General features: G+C 46.2%; 18 protein-coding genes. 13 read left to right on the top strand and 5 right to left on the bottom strand.

Annotation, left to right across the window (positions count from 1 at the left end; genetic code table 11):
• Positions 1–116 precede the first annotated feature (116 nt).
• From KOD92_RS07745 to KOD92_RS07715, 7 genes are all read left to right on the top strand, one after another.
• On the top strand, positions 117–380 hold the full coding sequence (locus KOD92_RS07745) for a hypothetical protein (protein WP_215232980.1): 264 nt from the start codon (positions 117–119) through the stop codon (positions 378–380).
• 97 nt (positions 381–477) lie between these two features.
• Positions 478–2073 carry a response regulator gene (locus tag KOD92_RS07740; RefSeq protein WP_215232979.1) on the top strand — a complete coding sequence of 532 codons (1596 nt, stop codon included), beginning with the start codon at positions 478–480 and terminating at the stop codon, positions 2071–2073.
• A 14-nt stretch (positions 2074–2087) separates the two neighbouring features.
• Complete coding sequence (locus tag KOD92_RS07735; RefSeq protein WP_215232978.1) at positions 2088–5687, top strand: response regulator; 3600 nt, start codon at positions 2088–2090, stop codon at positions 5685–5687.
• 238 nt (positions 5688–5925) lie between these two features.
• Positions 5926–6291, top strand: a complete 366-nt coding sequence (locus tag KOD92_RS07730) for a response regulator (protein ID WP_215232977.1) — start codon at positions 5926–5928, stop codon at positions 6289–6291.
• A gap of 9 nt (positions 6292–6300) precedes the next feature.
• Positions 6301–7110: a CheR family methyltransferase gene (locus KOD92_RS07725; RefSeq protein WP_215232976.1), complete on the top strand. Its 810-nt coding sequence runs from the start codon at positions 6301–6303 to the stop codon at positions 7108–7110.
• The gene (locus KOD92_RS07720) at positions 7092–7673 is read left to right on the top strand and encodes a chemotaxis protein CheB (protein ID WP_215232975.1); all 582 of its coding nucleotides are present in this window, start codon (positions 7092–7094) and stop codon (positions 7671–7673) included. The genes KOD92_RS07725 and KOD92_RS07720 overlap by 19 nt, the downstream gene beginning before the upstream one ends.
• Positions 7674–7795: 122 nt before the next feature.
• Complete coding sequence (locus KOD92_RS07715; RefSeq protein WP_215232974.1) at positions 7796–8170, top strand: DUF983 domain-containing protein; 375 nt, start codon at positions 7796–7798, stop codon at positions 8168–8170.
• A 190-nt stretch (positions 8171–8360) separates the two neighbouring features.
• On the opposite strand, the gene KOD92_RS07710 is transcribed toward KOD92_RS07715, so the two are convergent.
• Positions 8361–9260: a helix-turn-helix domain-containing protein gene (locus KOD92_RS07710; protein WP_215232973.1), complete on the bottom strand. Its 900-nt coding sequence runs from the start codon at positions 9258–9260 to the stop codon at positions 8361–8363.
• Between the two features lie 217 nt (positions 9261–9477).
• On the opposite strand from KOD92_RS07710, the gene KOD92_RS07705 reads away from it, so the two are divergent.
• From KOD92_RS07705 to KOD92_RS07680, 6 genes are all read left to right on the top strand, one after another.
• Positions 9478–10992 (top strand): tail fiber domain-containing protein, encoded by a 1515-nt coding sequence (locus tag KOD92_RS07705; protein ID WP_215232972.1) that lies wholly within the window; start codon positions 9478–9480, stop codon positions 10990–10992.
• Entirely contained in the window at positions 10989–12461 is a 1473-nt protein-coding gene (locus KOD92_RS07700) for a tail fiber domain-containing protein (RefSeq protein WP_215232971.1), read from the top strand. Before KOD92_RS07705 ends, KOD92_RS07700 begins: the two co-directional genes overlap by 4 nt.
• Positions 12458–13873: a tail fiber domain-containing protein gene (locus KOD92_RS07695; RefSeq protein ID WP_215232970.1), complete on the top strand. Its 1416-nt coding sequence runs from the start codon at positions 12458–12460 to the stop codon at positions 13871–13873. Before KOD92_RS07700 ends, KOD92_RS07695 begins: the two co-directional genes overlap by 4 nt.
• 103 nt (positions 13874–13976) lie before the next feature.
• Positions 13977–15386 (top strand): tail fiber domain-containing protein, encoded by a 1410-nt coding sequence (locus tag KOD92_RS07690; RefSeq protein WP_215232969.1) that lies wholly within the window; start codon positions 13977–13979, stop codon positions 15384–15386.
• Positions 15383–16078: a T9SS type A sorting domain-containing protein gene (locus KOD92_RS07685; RefSeq protein ID WP_215232968.1), complete on the top strand. Its 696-nt coding sequence runs from the start codon at positions 15383–15385 to the stop codon at positions 16076–16078. Before KOD92_RS07690 ends, KOD92_RS07685 begins: the two co-directional genes overlap by 4 nt.
• A gap of 93 nt (positions 16079–16171) precedes the next feature.
• Entirely contained in the window at positions 16172–18076 is a 1905-nt protein-coding gene (locus tag KOD92_RS07680; protein WP_215232967.1) for a CocE/NonD family hydrolase, read from the top strand.
• A 9-nt stretch (positions 18077–18085) separates the two neighbouring features.
• Here the strand turns inward: KOD92_RS07680 and KOD92_RS07675 are convergent, their stop codons facing one another.
• Genes KOD92_RS07675 through KOD92_RS07660 form a run of 4 tightly spaced genes read right to left on the bottom strand, consistent with a single transcriptional unit; the run spans position 18086 to position 22576 of the window.
• Positions 18086–19804, bottom strand: coding sequence for a HAMP domain-containing sensor histidine kinase (locus KOD92_RS07675; RefSeq protein ID WP_215232966.1), 1719 nt, complete (start codon positions 19802–19804; stop codon positions 18086–18088).
• Between the two features lies 1 nt (position 19805).
• A complete protein-coding gene (locus KOD92_RS07670; RefSeq protein ID WP_215232965.1) occupies positions 19806–20921 on the bottom strand; it encodes a sensor protein KdpD in 1116 nt (371 codons plus the stop codon).
• The gene (locus KOD92_RS07665) at positions 20922–22019 is read right to left on the bottom strand and encodes a porin (protein WP_215232964.1); all 1098 of its coding nucleotides are present in this window, start codon (positions 22017–22019) and stop codon (positions 20922–20924) included. It lies immediately after the preceding gene.
• The gene (locus tag KOD92_RS07660; protein ID WP_215232963.1) at positions 22016–22576 is read right to left on the bottom strand and encodes a K(+)-transporting ATPase subunit C; all 561 of its coding nucleotides are present in this window, start codon (positions 22574–22576) and stop codon (positions 22016–22018) included. Before KOD92_RS07660 ends, KOD92_RS07665 begins: the two co-directional genes overlap by 4 nt.
• Between the last annotated feature and the right edge of the window lie 8 nt (positions 22577–22584).

Below are 22584 nucleotides of genomic sequence, written 5' to 3'. Positions count from 1 at the left end.
AAAAAAAGGCCTGCCGGTTCGTTAGTACGCCATTTGCTATAAAATTATGCCAACCGGGCTCGCCCGCAGACGGGAAATATTTCCCCATTTGCCATATTTAACACAACCTTAATGCGATGACAGATCAACAGCTCTTATTGGAAATGCAACAGTTTTTGGAAGAGGTATCCGTTACGAACGAGGATACTACTTTCGATCCCGACAAAGATTACCTGGTGGAGGCGCTGATCACGCTGGTGCGCGAAGAAGAGAAAACTTCTATTGTTGAGGATTTTGATACACCTTATCTTCATCCCATGCTCACGGTGCAGAAATGGGTGGAAGAGCTGAAATTGCTGGTTGCCGGAAAGCTGCGGGACGAAAGTGTTGGTTCAGAGTAAGAAAATGCCTTATTTGCGCAAATAAACGGGTTTTTGGTATGATTTTTATAGGTAAAAAATCATACACACACTCCTTTTTGTTCCTTTACCAACGCTTATGATCCTGATTGTCGACGACAGGCCGGAAAACATTCTACCTCTAAAAAAAATCCTGGAATTACACGGTTTTAAAACGGACACTGCTGAGTCCGGTGAAGAGGCATTGAAGAAAGTTCTGAATACAAGCTATTCCGTCATTATCCTGGACGTGCAAATGCCCGGTATGGATGGATTTGAAGTAGCCGAAGCAATCGCAGGGTTCAGCCGCGCGAAAGACACGCCGATCATTTTCCTTTCGGCTGTTAACACCGATAAGCGCTTCATTACCAAGGGTTATACCTCAGGCGGGATCGATTACCTGACCAAGCCGGTTGATGCTGATATTCTGCTGCTTAAAGTCAAAACGTTCATTCGCCTCTACGAGCAGCAGCAGCAGCTGAAAGCGATCCAGGAATCGCTGCGGCAGGAAATTGATACCAGGAAACATGCGCAGGAAGAACTGGCGCTGAGAATGCAGGAACTCCGGTTTATCCTCGAATCGTTGCCGCAGATCGCATTTACGATCAAAACTGACGGCAAAATAGAATTTGTGAACGAACACTGGTTCCAGTTTTCAACCGACTCGGGTGTTTTTCCCGAAACCCACCCCGAAGACGATTTTCACGAACGCTGGGAAGCGCATTTTAATAGCGGCAGTGAGTTTACCAGCGAGGCGAGGCTTAAACATCTTGAAACCAACGATTACCGGTACTTTCTGTTGAAGATCATCCCGATATTTCAGAATAGCGAAATTGTCCGCTGGGTAGGTACATTCACAGATATTCACCAGCAAAAAATAGTCAACGAGCTGCTCGAACATAAGGTGGAACTGCGCACCCGCGAGCTTCTTGACAAAAATTCGGAACTTGAAATCACCAATCACGAATTACAGCAATTCGCCTGGGTGGTTTCTCACGATTTGAAAGAGCCGCTCCGCAAGATCCAGACATTCAGTCATTTAATTAAAGATAAGTACCTGAGTGATAATTTGGAAGCGACTTCTTATCTGAACCGCTCCATCAACTCATCCGCCAGAATGTCGCGCCTGATAAGCGATCTGCTCGACTATTCGCGGTTGTCTGTCAAGGCATTTTTCCAACCCACCGATTTGAACCAGCTGATTTCCGAGCTGCTTTCTGATTTTGATGAAAGTATCCTCGAAAAGAATGCTACGGTGCAGGTAGGAAAGCTGCCGATCATCGACACCATTCCTAGCCAGATCAGGCAGGTGTTTCAGAACCTGATCAGTAATGCGCTGAAATTTTCGAAAAAGGATGTACCGCCAATTATCCATATCACTGCCGATCTGATCGATAGTAAAGACGTTTCCGCAGATATTTCACCTGACGGAAAATTTTGCAGGATTACGATCGCAGACAACGGGATCGGCTTCAACGAAAAATTCCTCGACCGGATCTTTGTTATTTTTCAGCGGCTCAATAACCTCAGTAATTATGAAGGCACAGGTATCGGACTGGCTATTGCCAAGAAGATCATGGACAAACATAACGGGCTGATCTCTGCGCAAAGCATTGAGAATGAAGGCGCTAAATTCATGCTGGTAATGCCGCTCGTGCAGGACCAGATTTCCCAGGAAACGACATCAGACATATAAGGTAAGAAGCTTCTATGAAAAAAACCTCTAACTCAATTATACAGCAACTTCAGATTGTATTCTCTTTTTCAGTCCTCCTTCTCATTTTCAGTTTGCTGGCCTCCTATTACAGCACCCAAAAGCTGATCAGGAACTCGGAGCTGGTTAATCACACCAACGAAGTGCTCCTGGAAGCAGAAGCGATCATTTCACACATGAAAGACGCCGAAACCGGGCAGCGCGGCTTCCTGGTGACGCACGATCCTGAATTTCTTACACCGTATAACGGAGCTTACGAAAAAACGACGAATAGCTACAACCGTCTTACCGAACTGACTGCCGACAACCCGGAGCAGCAACGGTACCTGCGGGAAGTTAAGGCTTTGTATGAAGCCAAATTCGGGCAGATGCAAAATATCATCGATATGGCGCGGAAAAGTCAGAATATGGTGGAGGATACCGAGGCCAGACTTCGGGAAATGGTGAGAGGCAAGAAGGTAATGGACGATCTTCGGCTGGCGGTGAAGCAAATCAAGGAACAGGAAAAAGCGATCCTGGCAACCCGCCTGGAACAGCAGCAGATCTACATTCAATATACCCCCATCCTGCTCATATTAGCGGCATTGATCTCGATCCTGATCACGCTTTTCGCCTATTTGAGGATCAAAAATGATATGGACAAAAGGATCGTCCAGCAGCAGATTGAGACTGATAAATATGCAGAAACACAGCGAAGAATCGCTCATATTGAGGAAGTTACCCAGGACGTTTCCGACGGCGACTATTCTGTAAGGGCAGTGGAAGATAGTGAGGATGAATTGGGCCGAATTGCAATTGCGCTCAATAAAATGGCGGGCTCGCTCGAACAGACCTTTAATGATTTGAACAGTAAAAACTGGTTGCAGGCCGGTGCAGTGCGGGTGAGCGACGCGATCAGAGGCGAGCGGATCCTGAAAAAACTGACCAGTAACCTCCTCAATACCGTGATCGAATATACCGGCGCGCAGTTGGGTACCATATATATTTTGGATAGTGACTGGAATTTCAGACTGAGCAGCAGCCACGCAGTCCGGAATCCGTCGGAGTTCCTGGTTTCGGGCGAAGGGTTGGCGGGACAGGTTATTGCAAATAAAAAACCGCTGATTGTCAATAACATACCTGATAACTACCTGCGGGTTTCGTCTTCTCTGGGCGAAAGTAATCCGGCGGCACTTGCTATTCTGCCGCTTACCTATTCCTACGAATGTATCGGGGTAATAGAACTCGCATTCCTGAAAGAACCCGACGAATTGCAAATTCGCTTTTTACAGGAAAACCTGGAATCGATGGCGACGGGCGTAAATTCTGCATTGGATTACCTCAAACTTCAAAACTTCCTGGAAGAAACGCAGGCGCAGTCGGAAGAACTGCAAACGCAACATAATGAGCTCGAAAACCTGAATGCGGAATTGGAAGCGCAGTCGCAGAAATTGCAGGCATCGGAAGAAGAGCTGCGGGTACAGCAGGAAGAATTGCAGCAAACCAATGAAGAGCTGGAAGAAAGAAGCGGGTTGCTGGAAGAGAAGAATATCGAGATCGTTAAAAAAGCCGAAGAACTTGAACTGACAACGCGGTACAAATCTGAATTCCTGGCCAATATGTCGCACGAACTGCGAACTCCATTGAACTCTATCTTACTGCTTAGCAGGCTATTATCAGAAAATGATGATCAGAATCTAACGGATGAGCAAATTGAATATGCGACGGTTATCCAGTCTTCCGGCAACGGTTTGCTGGGGCTGATCGACGAGATACTTGACCTTTCCAAAATTGAGGCGGGCAAGATGGAGCTCGATTATGTGAATGTGGCTGTGAAGGAGATCACCGAGGATTTGAAAGGTCTGTTCTCCCCTGTTGCCCGCGAGAAGAATCTGGAATTTGAGATTAACATTTCCCCAGACGTGCCGGCGGTCATTGAAACGGACAAAATGCGTTTGGAACAGATCCTTAAAAACCTGATCTCGAATGCATTAAAGTTTACTTCCGTTGGCTCCGTGCAGGTGAATATCAAGTTGCAGGAAGGAAACGATCGCATGCTTTGCTTCTCTGTGCGCGATACCGGAATTGGCGTAGCTCCTGAAAAACAGCAGCATATTTTCGAAGCATTTCAGCAAGCCGACGGATCTACCAAACGCAAATATGGCGGAACCGGCTTGGGGCTGTCGATCAGCCGGGAGTTGGTGAAACTGCTGGGTGGGGAAATATCGCTGACCAGCATTGTTAACAAGGGAAGTGAGTTTACCCTATTCATTCCGATTGATGCAAAAGATACTGTTGAACAACCCGAAAACCAGAATTTCTTCAAAAGTACGCCCGATGAACCTGTGGTACGTAAAGCTGAGCCCGACTACCGGTTTATCAGTACTGTAATCCCCGAAAGTATTCCCGACGACCGCAATACGATCATCAGCACGGATAAGACCATATTGATCGTAGAGGACGATACTTATTTTGCCAAATCGCTGCTCGAATACACGCGTCGGCAAGGTTACAAGGGGATCGTTTCGGTACGTGGCGATGAGGGGCTGCAACTGGCCAAAACCTTTAAGCCGATGGGGATATTGCTCGATATTCAGCTGCCTGTGGTAAGCGGCTGGGAGGTAATGGACCAACTGAAATCCGATCCTGAAACGAGGCATATTCCGGTGCATATTATGTCATCCCACCGACTGAAAAACGAGAGTCTGATGAAAGGCGCGGTTGATTTTATCGACAAGCCCGTCGCGATCGACAAGATGCAGGAAGTGTTTAAAAAGATTGAATATGTGATCAGTAAAAAATCTAAGAAAGTACTGATCCTGGAAGATAACTCAATGCATGCCAAGGCGTTGGCTTATTTCCTGGCCACATTCCATATTAATTCAGAATTGAAAAGTGACCTCGCCGAAGGAATACAGGCGTTGAAAGAAAATCAGGTGGATTGTGTGATCCTGGATATGGGTATCCCCGATAAAAAGGCTTACGAGGCGCTGGAAGAGGCGAAAAAGAACCCTGGTTTTGAGAATATTCCTATTATTATTTTTACGGGAAAAAGTCTGTCGATGTCCGAGGAGCTCAGGATCAAGCAATATGCAGATTCTATCATCGTCAAAACGGCGCATTCTTACCAGCGGATGCTCGATGAAGTTTCGCTGTTCCTGCATGTGGTGGAGGAAAATAAAAAGAATCCTCAGAAACTGATCGATCAGAAGAAGCTAGGCGGCCTGAGCGAGATATTGAGCAATAAAACGGTATTGATCGCCGACGATGATGTGCGGAATATATTCTCACTATCCAAGTCGCTTGAAAACTATAAAATGAATGTGATCACGGCGCTCGACGGTAAAGAAGCGTTGGCCAAGCTGGAAGAAAATCCTTCGGTGGACGTGGTGCTGCTGGATATGATGATGCCTCAGATGGACGGTTACGAAACGGCGCGACGCATTCGGGAGAATATCAAATGGCGGAACCTGCCCGTAATTGCAGTAACGGCCAAAGCGATGACCGGCGACCGCGAGAAGTGCATCAACGCAGGCGCATCGGATTACATTACCAAGCCGGTGGATATCGACCAGTTGATGTCGCTGCTGCGGGTTTGGCTTTATGAGAGGTATTGAATTTTCAATGATTGAATGATTGAATGACTGAATGATTGAATTTTCAATGAGCCGCCGTGGAACGGTGAGTTAGTGAATGTGTGAGTTAATGAATGAATGAGTGAGTTAGTGAATTTTGAATAAGTGAATAGAATTAATGGTTAGGAATAAGGACTATTCAATCATTCAATCATTCAATCATTCAATCATTCAGTCATTCAATCATTCAATCATTCAATCATTCAACATTAAAAATACTATGAGTAAGAAACGGGTTTTGATTATTGATGATGATTCGCGGAATATTTTTGCGCTGAAAGCTACTTTGAAGGCGAAAGGATTTGATTGCGTTTCGAGTTCCGGTGCGCTGGATGCTTTGGATCTGTTGCGGACCAATGAAGCAATAGATGCAGTGCTGATTGACATGATGATGCCGGAAATGGATGGTTATGAGGCGATTCCGATCATGAAGGCTATCGAGCACCGGGCTGGTATCCCTGTAATCGCTGTCACCGCGCAGGCGATGGTGGGCGACCGGGAGAAATGTTTGCAGGCTGGTGCCGATGGTTATATTTCAAAACCGATCGACGTGGATAAGTTGCTGGGATTGCTGGCGGGTATTTAAGTGTGAAAAATGATTGAAGATGAAGATATCGACCTGCTGCTGAATGACTTATTCGATTTATACGGATATGATTTCACGAGCTATTCCCGGGCGTCGCTCCAAAGGCGGATCGAGCGGCTGTGCATGCTCGACAAGTTTCCGAGCTTCGCCGAGCTGAGGTATCGCGTACGGAATGATCCTGAATACCTGAAAAGGTTTGTGGAAGAAATTACGGTGAATGTGACGGAAATGTTCCGTGATCCTTCATTTTACAAATCCCTTCGCGATGATATTCTGCCCGTTTTGGGCACCAAGCCTTTTATCCGGATCTGGCACGCGGGCTGCTCGACAGGCGAGGAGGTATATTCGATGGCAATCTTGCTGAAAGAGGCTAACCTGCTTCGCAAATCGCTTTTATACGCAACAGATCTGAACCCTACTGTGCTGGAAAAAGTACGAAAAGGAATTTTTCCACTTACCCAGATGAAGCAGTACTCCGAAAGCTATATTGCCTCCGGCGGGACGCGCGACTTTTCGAGTTATTACACTGCAAATTACGGTCAGGCGAAATTTGACAGTGAACTTTCAGAGAAAATTATTATCTCGACACATAACCTCGTTTCCGACAGCTCCTTTAATGAATTTGACCTGATACTCTGTCGGAATGTGCTTATTTATTTTGATAAAAAATTGCAGGACAGGGTATTGCAGCTTTTCGACGCCAGCCTGGGCACACTAAGCTACCTGGCGCTGGGCACGAAGGAAACGCTGAAATTTTCTGTCGTCCAGAATAAGTTCAAGCAATTGAACCGAGAAAAAATATGGAAGAAAATAGAATAACGCCGCATTGTGAACTGTTGCTGATCGGCGGGTCGGCGGGTAGCCTGGAAGTACTTTTCAAACTCCTGCCGCTGCTGAAAGCCGACCTCCCCTTTCCGGTAGTATTGGTGCTGCACCGTCGAAATTCCGGTGATTCTTCACTGACGGAACTGCTGGCGAGCAAAAGTTCGCTGTTTACTTCCGAAGTGGAAGACAAGGATCCGATCCTGGCAGGCAATATCTACCTCGCTCCTGCCGACTACCACTTACTAATTGAAAACGACCGTTCATTCTCCCTGGACTACTCTGAGAAAATTAATTACAGCCGCCCGAGTATTGACGTCACATTTGAATCAGCAGCGAACATTTACGGATGTTCGGTCGTAGCCGCGCTTTTATCGGGTGCGAATGAAGACGGTACCAGGGGACTTATGGCTATTCAGAAAGCAGGCGGGCGCACAGTTGCACAACTTCCGGCTACTGCGCAAATGCCCTTTATGCCGCAGCACGCTATCACTTCCGACGCCGCCGGTCTAGTGCTGGATATTCCGGGAATGGCGCATTTCTTCAATACGCTGGAATAGATTTTATAATCGTTGATTTTTACCATAAAAGGTATCTTTTGTCATTTTTCCTAACCGCTTTTTTGAGGAGATTTGTCCAGATCCTAATAAAAGGCACCGCCTCTCACATAAACGGATTGATCATGGCCAAGCACAGCAGAATATACAGCGTATTATTTAATAAATGCCCGCGATGCGGGGAAGGTGATTTTTTTGTGAGCAAAAGCGCTTACGACCTCAGGAATTTTGAAAAAATGCACAAACACTGTCCGCATTGCGGCGAGAACCTGGTACCAGAGCCCGGCTTTTACCAGGGTGCCCTGTACATGAGCTATGCATTTTACGTAGCCTTCATGGTGATCGTTTTCCTGATCGTAGTCAACTTTTTCGAGCAATATCTCGACTATTTCCTCTTCGGAATCATCCCCATACTAATTATCCTAACCCCCTGGTTCTACCGCCTGGCAAGACGCGCCTGGCTGGCGATTTTTATCAAGCCAGCTGCGGGGGAGGTTTAATTTTGAATGATTGAATGATTGAATGATTGAATTAGTGAATGAGTGAATGATTGAATGAGTGAGTTAGTGGATGAGTGAATAAAGTAGATTTAGAAAAGTTATTTTAAGTCACGATGAGAATGCCCTTGTTTTCCTTTCATCCTACCTTCCTCTTTTACTCACTAATAAGGTCATTCAATCATTCAATCATTCAATCATTCAAAACTCCTTCCTTCCACCCCTCCGGCCCAAGGCCCGTTTCCTTCTTGAAAAACTTGCTGAAATAGGAATTGTCTGCGAATTGGAGCTGGTCGGAAACTTGTGAGATTGTCAGTTTTCGACTCACAAGTAAACGCTTCGCTTCCAATACGATACGTGCGCGCACTACTTCTCCGGCCTGCATCCCGAGGTCGGCTTTGCATAATGCATTCAAATGATTGGGGGTGATATTCAAAAGCGCTGCGTATGCACCGGGTTGCTTCATCGTTGCAAAATGCTTGTCGACCAGCCTCTGGAATTGTCTGATCACCGGGTTTCTCAACTCAATTTTTCGTCCATTCAAAATTTGATCCGGCTTGCCTGACTGCCCCGCCGGCCCGTTCCTGGCGACTGTAAAAAGCAGCTGCAAGAGCAGGGCGCGTATCATATCCTTGCGAAACAGCAGCTCCCCTTTCTCCTGCACGAGCAGCTCTTCGAAAATGCCTTGCACTTTGGCAAAAGTGGCCTTGCCGAGCTCCAAAACGTTATTCCGGCTATCGCTGGTCAGGAACGAAAAGTAATCGAGGTAATCGGGTTGCAGCAGGAAAGACTTGAAAAATGACTCGGAAAAATTAACTACATACCCTTCCGGTTCGCCTTCGAAACGCCAGTCGTGCACCTGTCCGGGCACCATGAAATACATCTGCCGCTCCGCCACGGGGAAATGATTGAAATCAATGATATGCGACCCTGCGCCTTCGGTGAAAAGTACCAGGTGATAGAAACTGTGGCGGTGCGGGAAAACGAGATTCTGGTGTTCTCTCAGGTACTCCGAAAACCGGCTGATCATAAAATCCTCCGCCCGATACTCCGAAAGCGGCCCGATATCCAGTCTTGGAAAAGTAGAACGCATAAAAAAGAAAAAAGTAACGACCCCAAATCTAAAAATATCTAAACTCAATTCCTCCTTCCTCCCTTCCTCCCTTTCCTCCTTCCTCCCTTTCCTCCATCCTCCCCTAAAACTACCGCTAAATTGTTCACACCCACCGCTTGCCTATCCGTTTGCCAGTCTTAAAATCCAATGTGCATATTCGGTCTGCATTAAAGTCAAAATTTAAACATAACTGACTATGAGACCGGAATTTTATGAAGACACACGCTGTGATTCACTCACAATATGGAAGAAGTGGAAGTTATCACGCACGTATTTGCTGGCGTTGATTTTACTGTGCGGCGCGGTGGACGTGCGCGGGCAGGTGCCGAAAATGTTCAGCTTTCAAGGAATAGCACGGGACGCAAGCGGGAAGATTGTTGCTAACAAATCTATATTGGTAGAAGTGAACATCGTAAATCCTGATGATGGACAGGCTGTTTACGGCGAAACTTATCAACCTACCACCAATTCACAAGGCATATTTACAATAGCGGTGGGTGACATCGGTTTATCTGCGGGTAATGCCGGAGATATGTCGGCCAAAGACTGGATACATAAAAATTTTTCATTAAGGCTTTTCTTAAATATTGAAGGTATCGGCGGCCAATATGTTGAACTTGAAAGTGAGCCATTATTGAGCGTTCCCTACGCATTCGTTTCTGATCATTCTGCATTTGCAGAAAAAGCAGGTAGCGTAAATAGTTTAACTCATGATCTCCCAATTATTCAAACCGGCACTGCTAGTGGACCTGCATTATCTACTGTCGGTGTAGGGAATAAGCTAATTTGGTATCCGAAGAAGGCATCATTCAGAGTTGGTCAGATAACCGGAAATCAATGGGAAGAAGCTCAAATTGGCGATAACTCCTTCGCTGCCGGGTTAGATGTTCTTGCTTCCGGTGCACAATCAATCGCACTAGGAAACGGAACAACCGCCAATGCACTAAACGGCATCGCACTTGGTAAGTATAATGACATTCCAACTACCGACTTATTTGGCAGCCCGCAAGGAAGACTATTACAAGTTGGAAATGGCGGCGGACCAGGGAGCCGAAGCAATGCACTCACAATACTTAATAGCGGAAAAGTTGGAATTGGAGGCGCCGTTCTCGTGCCTGAGCATTTGCTAGATCTCGGTGGACGTGCTCGTATTCGTCATTCGGCGAATCAGACTGCGGGAATTTTTCTCGACGGGCCTCTTACAAAAGAATCAAGTTTTGTCGGAATGAAAGCTGACAACGAAGTTGGTTTTTTCATTGGCGGTGACTGGCGCTTTTGGGTAAATGGCCAGGGTAACGGTTACCTCAACGGCAACATCATCCAAACCTCCGACCGGCGCCTGAAGCGCAACTTCTCTCCTGTTACAAACAGCCTTTCCAAATTAACCAACCTTACTGGCCAGCATTATTTCTGGAAAGACACTACCAAAAGCCAGGAGCTGCAAACGGGACTGGTCGCTCAGGAAGTGGAGCAATACTTCCCTGAGCTGGTCACCACGGACGATAAGGGTTTCAAAGCAGTCAACTACATCGGCCTGATCCCGCATTTGATCGAGTCTGTCAAATTGATTGGCGTGCTGGAAAAGAAGTTGGAAAGTTTCACAGCAAGAGAAGACCAGATGCAAAAGGAAGTAGCCAATGTAATCCGCGATCTAAGATCAGAACTCAGCATTATCAAAGCTGCCAACAATTCAAACCAACAATCCAAATGAAAAATCAATACACGTTTATGCGAAAGAGGCTATTCAAACTTCAATGGAAAATATGCTGCCTGATATGTCTTGTGAGCTTAATCTCACTAACTGCCCAGGCGCAGGCGCCGAATCAATTCAGTTTTCAGGGTGTAGCGCGGGATGCGAGCGGGAAGGTGATTGCGAATGGGAATGTGACGGTGGCGATCGAAATAAAATTGTCTCCAAATGGAGGCACCATAGTCGAGGAGATTCACGATGCCTTAACAACCGGGACTGGGGTATTCACTATCCAAATTGGCAGCGGAGGTGGAAACTTAGCAGACGTCAATTGGGATGCAGGCCCAAAATTTTTGAATGTTAAGATAGATCCCTCGGGAGGAAATGATCTCTCTGATTACATCGATCTTGGCTCTACGCAATTATTAAGTGTCCCATATGCATTGATGGCCAATGTGGCAGCTAAACTGCCGGAACTTGATCCCATTTCACAAGTTGGAGTTTTTGGACAAGGAAAGACGCTAAATACCATTTCAACGGCGCCAAGCTTGATCTGGTATCCGAGAAAAGATGCTTTCAAAGTGGGACAGGGCGCGGTGAACGAAAATTCCTTTGGAGCTCATTCGGTTGCATTGGGAGATAGGAGCATCGCATCGGCAAATTATTCCACGGCAATAGGACTCGAAACCATTGCAAACGTCGAGGGTGGGACCGTGCTCGGCAAATTCAATAACATTCCCTTAATAGACTTAGAAGGAAATCAAGATAACCGTCTCTTACAAATTGGGAACGGAATGAATGATGAAAATCGCTCCAATGCACTTACCATGATGAAAGATGGAAAGACAGGAATTGGAACAAACGTACTCAACCCAAAGTATCTCCTAGACATCGGCGGTAGGGCACGGATCAAGCATACAAATGAAACCGCAGGAATTCACTTCAATAATTCTGCTAACGTTGAGAGCGGGTTTGTGGGAATGAGGAACGATGATCACATTGGGTTCTTCATTGGAGGAAAATGGAGCTTCTATGTGAATGGTGCTGGTGAGGGCTACCTCAATGGAAGTATAATGCAAACCTCTGACCGCCGCCTGAAACGCAACTTCTCTCCTGTTACAAACAGCCTTTCCAAATTAAGCAACATCACCGGCCAGCATTATTTCTGGAAAGACACTACCAAAAGCCAGGAGCTGCAAACGGGGCTGATCGCCCAGGAAGTGGAGCAATACTTCCCTGAGCTGGTCACCACGGACGATAAGGGTTTCAAAGCAGTCAACTACATCGGCCTGATCCCGCATTTGATCGAGTCTGTCAAAACATTGAAAGCGCAGACGGAGGTGATCGGCGCGCTGGAAAAGAAGCTTGAAAGTGTCACAGCCAGGGAAACCCAAATGCGTGATGAAATAAAAGCAAGTCTGCTCCGTGAACTCCGCTCGGAACTAAGCAACATCAAAGCCGCCAACAACTCAAACCAACAATCCAAATGAAAGATCAATACACATTTATGCGAAAAAAGCGATTCAAACTCCACTGGAAACTATGCTGCCTGTTTTGGCTGGCGTATTTACTCTCCCCCATTGCAAACGCTCAGGCACCGAATCAGTTCAGCTTTCAAGGGGTGGCAAGGGACGCAAGCGGGAAGGTGATTGCGAATGCGAGTGTTAGTCTAATTACCAAGATAAATTCAACTGCAAATCCAGATGTGGTGTATGAACAAGTCCATGAAGCCGCCACCAATAGTGTTGGCGTGTTCACAATTCAAATTGGAAACCCACTGAGCGGAGATTTTGCCGCCATCGATTGGAGTCAGGGTCCCTACTTTCTAAACATCAATATGGATCCTTCGGGAGGGAATAACCCAGCCGATTATATTGATCTTGGAACTACACAAATACTGAGTGTTCCTTACGCTCTGACGGCAAACAAATTGCCTAATCTGGATCCTATAAATCAAAAGGGAGTATTCGGATCGGGCCAGTCGATTATTGCGTTTTCAAATGGGCCAAGCCTGATCTGGTATCCTAGGAAAGACGCTTTTAAAGTTGGAACTGGTGTTGCAGGCGATATTTCTTTGGGAGAACATTCTGTGGCATTAGGGAATTCCAGTACTGCAAGGGCTAAAAAAGCTATCGCCATAGGTGTCAATGCTTTCGCAAATGTCGAAGGAGGAACGGTATTGGGGAGATATAACAACGTACCCGAAATAGATTCCGAGGGAAATCAAGACGATCGACTCCTGCAAATCGGCAACGGCACCGCAGATGATAAGCGAAGCAATGCACTTACGATGATGGGTGATGGAAAAATAGGTATAGGAACAAACGTACTTAATCCTAAATATCTTCTGGATGTTGGTGGTCGAATAAGAGTAAAGTATAATGCGAGAACTGCGGGAATTCATTTTGATGATTCTAATGGCATTGAGGCTGGGTTTGTTGGAATGAAAAACAATGAAGACATGGGTTTCTTTATAGGAGGAGACTGGCGCTTCTGGGTAAATGAACAAGGAAATGGATTCCTAAACGGCAACATCATCCAAACCTCCGACCGCCGCTTAAAACGTAACTTTTCCCCTGTTGTAAACAGCCTTTCCAAATTAACCAACCTTACCGGCCAGCATTACTTCTGGAAAGACAGTACCAAAAGTCAAGCGCTGCAAACCGGGTTGGTTGCCCAGGAAGTGGAACAATACTTCCCTGAGCTGGTCACCACGGATGAGAAGGGTTTCAAAGCAGTCAACTACATCGGCCTGATCCCGCATTTGATCGAATCTGTCAAAACATTGAAAGCGCAGACGGAGGTGATTGTCGCGCTGGAAAAGCAAATGCAAGCGCTCCGTGCGGAAGTGAATAGTATCAAAACTGTGAATTCTGATAATCTAAAACAGATGTCCAAATGAAAAATATATGGTATACCGTCATCGGCCCGGCTGCTGATCCAAACAAACATCAAAAGTGCTTTCCTATTGTAAATCAACCATACACAACAAATCAGTAACAATTATGAAAAACACATTATTATCAATTAGTATGCTCAAACGTATTTTTGAAAAAACGTTTTGGAGGAGAGAACTGGCCTTTGGGCTTGCAGCTTTCGTGCTGCTTTCATTTAGCACATTTGCGCAGGCGCCGAATGCTTTTACGTTTCAGGGAGTGGCGCGGGATGCGAATGGGAAGGTCTTGGCTAACACTGAAATCATATTCAAGGCAACAATATTTAAGGGCTTGCCAGATGTAGGTATTCCGGTCACTACCGATCAACTCGTTCTTTTAACGAATTCCTCAGGTGTATTCACAACAACTTTATCTGGCGCGTACGCAGGATCCCTCAATTCTGAAAATCTTAGCGAGGGAGACTTTTACGTTGAAACAAAAATAAACGGCATATTCCTAGGTATAACCAAACTGGAAAGTGTTCCCTTTTCCCTAGTTGCCAACAAACTTCCGAATCTGGATCCGATAGCTCAGATAGGGCAGATAGGCGCTGGTAAATCAATAATTCCTGAGTCTTTAAATTCCTCAGCGCCCAGCTTCATCTGGTATCCTAAAAGAAATGCATTCAAGGTAGGTACTGGCGCAGCAAATGAGGATTCATTCGCAGAAAACTCAGTTGCACTTGGTACAGGTGTCTTAGCAAATGTATCTGATGGAACAGCGCTTGGTCGATTCAATGATCTAAGCAACAACCTATTCCAAGGAGCGGAATTTCAGCGTCTGTTCCAGATAGGTAATGGGTCGGCTAGCAATAGTCGGAAAAATGCACTCACAATATTAAAAAATGGAAATGTAGGAATAGGTAATAATGTACTTGAACCTGAACATCTACTTGATCTTGGCGGGCGCATGAGAATAAAGTATGCTAATAATCAGACAGCTGGTATCTTTCTAGATGGCAATACAACCAAGGAAGCTGCATTCGTGGGTATGAAACAAGATAGTGAAGTAGGCTTTTTTATTGGAGGAGATTGGAAATTTTGGGTTAATAGTGGCGGAGAAGGCTTTCTAGTAGGAACTCATCATTCATCTGATCGAAGGCTTAAACGTGACTTCGCTCCATTGTGCAATAGCCTAGGTAGTATCAATAACCTAAAAGGCCAGCACTATTACTGGAAGGACACAACAAGAACGCAACAACTTCAAACCGGCCTTATTGCACAGGATGTTGAGCAATATTTCCCTGAATTAGTTAGTACAGATGAAAAAGGATTCAAATCAGTCAACTACATCGGCTTAATTCCTCACCTGATTGAATCAGTAAAAGCATTAAAAGCAAAAGATGAAGAATTTGCTGCATTGCAAAAGGAGCTTGTTGGCTATAAAAGCCTGCAAAATCAAATTGATGAATTGAAAGCTGAACTTTCTAAACAGGCAGCTTCTGGTAATTCCACTAACCAAACCACGCAAACAAAATGAAAAAGCTTTATTTAACAGTTCTGGGATCAGCATTTGCGGTTGCTAGTCAGGCGCAGTCTATTTCTCCCGGCGGCATATATGCTGCGGCTAATGTGAGCACAGGCAATGGTGTGAGCCTGGAATGGGTGCTCGGGGATATTAATGCATTTGTGAATTTATCTACGTTGCCAGTGAAGCTTATCCGCTTTGAAGGAACGCTGACAGCCGACGGTTCTGCAAAACTGGAATGGGAAACTGCGGAAGAGTATAACAACCAGGGCTTCGAAGTGCAGAAAGCAACCGACGCAGTCAACTTTGAGAATATCGGCTGGATTGACGGTGCTGGCAATGCTAAGACCAGAAACGTTTATCAATTTCTGGATAAACAGCTAACCACCGCCAGCTATTATCGATTGAAACAGGTGGACGCGGATGGACAGTTTTCATTCAGTAAGATCATTCGAGTAATTCCCCATCACGAAAGTCTGGACCGGTTTACCGCGTATCCAAATCCCGCCAAAGATGGCAAGGTTACTGCAACACTTCCGGAAAGAAGTTTCAAGCTGAGCCTGTACGATACGGCAGGGAGGCTTCTTAAACAGATTGACAATCCGCAAACGCAGGAGCAGATCCGCCTGCCTGGATCGGGCAATTATTTAATCAGTATTGAATCAGCGGCAGGAAATAAGACGGTTAAAGTCGTTCAACCTTAAACCGTAATTTTCTATCAATAAAAAGGACCCTGGCATACAACACCAGGGTCTTTTCTGCTTAAATTGGGCTATCAATCACCAAGCTCCTCAACCTTGAAAATATTCAACATCCCAGCACTTCTCACTTCACTGCTCCTGACCTGGTCTGCTGCCTTTGCACAAACTCCTCTCACCCAGGATTCCCTCTACATCCGGCAGAATTATACCAAGATAGAGCGGATGGTGCCTATGCGGGATGGGGCGAAATTGTTTACTTCGATTTATATTCCAAAGGCTATTTCGGCGGCGAATCAATATCCTATTCTGCTTAATCGCACACCTTACAGCGTCGCGCCTTATGGTGAGCAGTTGTTCAAATTGTCGATTGGGCCGAGTATGCATTTTGCTCGGGACGGGTATATTTTCGTTTATCAGGATGTGCGGGGAAAATATATGTCTGAGGGTGAGTTTGAAGCAAACCGGCCGTTTGTTCCTGTCAAAAAAAGCAAATCTGACATTGATGAAAGTTCGGATACTTTTGATACCATTGACTGGCTGCTGAAAAATCTTGAAAATAACAATGGAAAAGTAGGAACGTGGGGCATATCTGCTCCTGGGTTTTATACCACCATGACAGCGATCGACGCGCATCCTGCATTGAAAGTAGCATCGCCCCAGGCGCCGGTGACCGACTGGTTTATGGGCGACGACCGGCATCATAACGGCGCATTTTTTCTGATGGGGACCTTCGCATTTCTTTCATCTTACGGCGCGCCGAGACCTACGCCCACTCCCAAAGGAGCACCCGGGTTTGCTGCTTACGGAACACCTGACTCTTATGAATTTTACAAAAAGCTGGGGCCGCTTAAAAACGTGAACGAGAAGATCTTTCAAGGCGAAAACCGAATTTGGATTCAAATGATGGAGAATGAGACGTATAACGATTTTTGGAAAGCGAGAACGCCGGTGCCACATTTGAAGAACATCAAACCCGCCGTGATGGTAGTCGGCGGCTGGTTCGATCAGGAGGATTTATATGGTCCGCTTAAAACATACCAGGGAATAGAAAACAACAAACCGAAGTCCCCTAACCTACTCGTCATGGGCCCGTGGATCCACGGCGGCTGGGCGCGAGGTACGGGCGAGTCGCTTGGGAATATTCGTTTCGGATCTAAAACGAGCGAATTTTACCAGAAAGAAATTGAGCTGCCGTACTTCAATCATTTCTTGAAAGACCAGCCTGATCCTGCATTGCCAAAAGCATACATATTTGAAACCGGCTCTAATGAATGGAAAAAATACGATCAGTGGCCACCGAAGAATACGATTGAGAAAAAGCTGTATTTCCACCCGGACGGTACGCTTTCCTTCACGCCGACGATGACCACCATGCAATATCCAGCAAAGCCTGTGTTCCACGAGTATACCAGTGACCCCGACAAACCGGTACCCTATACTTCCGAAATTCGCATCATTAGAGGGAGTGATTTCATGTATGAAGACCAGCGTTTTGCTTCAACCAGGCCTGATGTACTCGTTTACAAATCGGCTGTGCTAGATCAGGATGTGACGATTTCCGGTAATGTATTTGCAGATCTTTTTGTCTCCACAACCGGTACCGACGCTGATTTTGTGGTGAAACTGATCGACGTGTATCCTGGCGATGCGCCCAATGATAGTCCGATCAATCCAAATATGAAAATGGGCGGTTTTCAGCTTTTGATACGCGGTGAAGTAATGCGATCCAAGTTCAGGAACAGCTTTTCAAAACCTGAACCAATGGTACCTGGCAAAGTAGAACACGTCAAATTCGATATGCAGGATGCGGCGCACTGCTTCAAAAAAGGCCACAAAATCATGGTGCAGGTACAAAGCTCATGGTTTCCGCTGGTTGACCGAAATCCGCAGAAATTTGTGAACATTTACAAAGCATCGGCGGACGATTTTCAAAAGGCGCAGCATCGGGTCTATTTGTCGGGGAGCAGCTCTTCGTATGTTGGAGTAAGGGTTCTCGAATAGCGACTGTTATTAAGCCTTTTTCAACCCGATCGTAAAAGTACTCCCCGCCCCTAGCTCACTTTCAACCCTGAGCGTCCCTTCCTGGGCTTCCATAAACTCGCGGCTGATCGCCAGACCGAGGCCGGTACCCTCGCGGGTGGAGCCGGGAATGCGGAAATATCGGTCGAAAATGCGGTTTTTGTATTCCTGAGAAATACCCTGACCGGAGTCCTTTATGGCGATTTGGACAATCCCTTGCGATTCAATTACGCTGATCGAGATATTGGAATGATCGTAAGAATATCGGATCGCATTGGAAATCAGGTTAGTGAGCACCCAGGCAGTTTTCTCGGCATCGGCCAAAACGCTCAACTCAGTTTCTGGTGCGATCAGCTGAATGTGCCGACTCTCCGCCTGCATTTCATTTGCCGCAATTGCATAGCCCAGCATTTCCGAAACGGGTGAACCGGCGATATTCAGCTGGATCTGTCCGCTTTCTACCTGGGTTATGTTCAGCAATTCACCAGTGATTTTCAGTAACCGGTCTGCATCGTCTCGGATACCTTCGATCAGCTGCCGCTGTTCCTCATTGGTAGTCCCGACAGATTCGTTCCGAAGCAGATCGAGCGTAATTTTGATCGAAGAAATAGGCGTTTTTAGTTCGTGGGAAATATTCGCGATGAAGTTCGTTTTGGCAAAATCCAACTCTTTATACGGTGTTACATTCCTGAGAATGATCACATTACCGATCGACCTGACTTCCTTTTCACCAGTTGGCAAAATGGCGATATTCACATTCTCCTTCTCGAAATAACTTTCTTTTCCGTCAGCGTATATTTTTAACGGTTGCTGTTCTTGCTGGCTAGCCGGCCCGAACGAATCTTTCACCAGCGATCTCACCAGATCATTTCGCAACGCAATTTCGGCCGCATTCGCCCCGATCATTTCGCCGGCACTCAACCCAGTGACTTTTCTGGCTTCTTCATTTGCAAAAATAATTGTCCTGTGTTCATCCAGTCCGATCACAGGATCGTGCATATTGTCGATCAGTGTTTCCACGCGCTTCTTCTCCATCATCACCTTGGCCAGATTACTATTATTGTATTCTTCCAATTTCTCCGCCATGATATTGAAAGACTGCGCGAGCTGCCCGTACTCGTCTTTACTGCCAAAATGAACGCGCTCACGATAATTTTCATTGGCAATCTGGCCGATACTTTCAGTAAGCTCATGAATCGGATTTGCGATATTTCCGGGAAGGTTAAGAAACAATGTGAACGCAATCAGAAAACATATCGTACCTGCAATTGCTATCCAGAGCGTCGATTCCCGCGCAGTTTCCGCAGCGGCAAGGCTCTTCGCATTGATCGCATTCAGGTTTAAACTCATAATTTCGGTAATATCTTCCCGGACATTAGAAACAGCCGCAGCATCGGAGAAATTGGTTTTTAGTTCAGAAAAATGGCGAGAAAGCTCTTCGGTCAGCTCTTTTTCGCCGGCCTCGGTGATATTCTTTTGCTGATCGGCGAGACTTTTCTCAAACAGCTGCAATGCACTGCGATCGGTGGGCATTTCTTCCAACGCATTCAACATCAACCTGCTGTATTCAAGTGAGTTGTAGTTGGCTTTGAGTAAATCGCGCGAGCCGGAAGACAATATATTGACCTGCCGCACGCCGAGTACCGCGAGAATGGTAACCATCGCAAATAATACACCGGTACCTAATCTCAGTTTCGTTTTGATTTTCATTTCAGGAGAGAATAACGAGGTCAATGTCGGAAGAAGACATCTTTTTTAAAAGTCCGTTGAAGACATTCGTCGCGAGGATCACTTTCAGAAGGTTCAAATGCGGCTTACCCACGCAAATCGTCGTGATCTTGTTCTGCTCGGCCACCTCCACGATCGTTTTCGCAATACTGCTGCTTTCGATCCGGATCACATTCCCACCGAGTTCCGTGGCGAGTTTGAAATTGTTGATCAAATGCCGCTGTTTGGCCAGCCCGATCCTATTTGCCGATTCTGCCGGCGTTTGCACATACAGCAAATACCAGCTGCTATGGTAATAATTAGCGAGCCGCGCAGTTTTTCGGATCACAATCTTTGCCGTTTTTTCATTGCTGCTGATGCACGCCAGAAAACGTTCGTGCTTCAAAACCAGGCCCGGCTGTACTTCATTTTCCACTTTCCGTTCTACCTGCGAGGCTACTTCTTTCAAAGCCAGCTCCCGCAGTTGCAGAATATGCTGCGGCTTGAAAAAATGCTGTAACGCGGCCTGAATCTTCTCATCCTTGTAAATTTTCCCTTCTTTCAGCCGGTTAATCAGCTCGTCGGCGGTAAGATCGATATTGACCACTTCGTCGGCGAGCGCGAGCACTTTATCCGGGATACGTTCCGCCACTTCAATGCCCGTAATCTGCCGAACTTCGTTGTTCAGGCTTTCAATATGCTGGATATTCACGGCCGAGATCACGTTAATGCCGGCTTCGAGAATATCCAGCACATCCTGCCAGCGCTTTGCATTTTTGCTGCCGTCAATATTGGTATGCGCCAATTCGTCGACCACCACCACCTCGGGCCGCAGACTGATTACTGCCTGGACATCAAGCTCTTCCAGCTCTTTCCCTTTGTAAAACAATTTCCTTCGTGGAATCACAGGCAGCCCGGCTAGCAATTCGTGCGTTTCTTTCCGCTGATGCGTTTCGATGTAGCCGATCTTTACGTCGATCCCCGTCCGGAGCAGCGCGTGCGCTTCCTGCAACATGCGGTAGGTCTTGCCCACACCCGCACTCATCCCGATATAGATCTTGAACTTTCCACGTCTCGACCTTTTGATAAGATCCAGAAAATGTGCTGCGCTGCTTTCCATTTAGAGAGTGCTGAGATTAAATGAAAGTGAGGTGGTCAGATAGCTTTTATTCCGCTGAAAATCAGCACCCGAATCGAACATCGCAGCCTTACTATGCAGATTCCGGGCCTCGATCCGCCAAATAACCTGCGGACTGATCTGGTAGTCAAGATTAAGGGAAAAACCGTAGGTTTGGAATCCCTCAGATGCTTGTGACGAGATAATTACGCCCTTTTTATCACTAAAATATTCTCCCCTCGCAGCAAGATTCAGCTTGGGTGTGAGTGTAAATCGAGCTATAACTACGGGCACAAACCAGGTATTATAAGTGCTTGCACCCTTCGCTTTTTGTTCTGTTCCAATATCAAAACCGGCCGTAAGACCCACTTTTTCTGATAATTGGAAAACTCCATAAAAATTATGGTGGTACCGCATCTGCCGCACGCTGTCAGGCTTATCGCTACCAATAAACGTACTGTAATTTAGCGTAATAGAAGTATTTGGTTTAAAAGTCACCTGCGTTCCCAAAGCTGGCGTCTTGTTTCCTTCGACTCTCTGAATGCGTTGCCAACCATTGAGATAGAGCGCCGCCAGGTACCACTTTTCGTTTTCGCTCGTTAAACTTAACCGCGCCCCGGTTTCGAAATAAGGCGTATTCTCTGCTACCAGACTGCGCGAAAGTGCCCAGTTATCTTTTCCGACAGCACTTTCAAAACCAATATGAGACGGCATGACCCCCGCATCGATCCAGAAATTCTTGCTTTTTGAGAGCCTGAATCCCGCATTCGCTTCAAATACATTCTTCAAGACGCCCGGCTCGACGGCGTAATTCGCGTTCATATAAGTACCTGCCGCGAATGCAAGATTGGCGCGCACGTTGTCAGTTTGATAAGCTGCCCTGAGAAAAGCCAGGTTCAAATTGACTTCGCTCGTCCTGTTAAAATTATATATAAACCCGGGCAACGAGTGGCTCTTACTGTTCGTCAGATCCTGTGTGTAATAGGTTTCGAGATATGCATTGATGCTGAATGGATTGTCCTTCCCAGTTGAATCCTGCGCTTCAACCCGACTACATAAGCCTGATAATGATATTGTTAAGAAAAAAAGTGCGGTTTTCATTTCAATTGATCGAGAGCGATATTAAGTTTTAATACATTGATTTTGGATGGACCGAAAAGTCCGAGCAGCGGCCCCTGGATATTGCTTTCAACCAGATCCCCCACCTTTCCGGCCGGCAGATTGCGCATTTTGGCAATTCTTTCAACCTGAACCAGCGCTGCTTTTGGCGAAATATCCGGATCCAGTCCGCTGCCACTCGCAGTCACCAGCTCCACGGGAATTTGTGTCTTTTTTATGCCCGCATTATGTACCAGAAACGTATCAATACGCGCCTGAACGACCGCCAGGTATTCTGCATTTGAAGGACCTTTATTGCTTCCGCCGCTGCCCGCAGCATTGTAATCCACCGCAGAAGGCCGGGAGCTGAAGTATTTGTCCTCGGTAAATTTTTGTCCGATATTCGCATAGTATTTTTGTCCGCCAGCTTCAATAACTTCACCCCGACCCTTAAAAGGCGTTATCTGCGCAATACCAAAAATGATAATAGTATAAATTCCGGAGAAAAATACCAGCGTAACAAGCGTCAACCTGACCGCTGGAAGAATATGTTGTTTCATGATTTTGT

The sequence above is a fragment of the Dyadobacter linearis genome (assembly GCF_907165045.1).
Lineage (GTDB): Bacteria > Bacteroidota > Bacteroidia > Cytophagales > Spirosomataceae > Dyadobacter > Dyadobacter linearis.
This window is presented reverse-complemented; position numbering and strand designations above follow the sequence as displayed.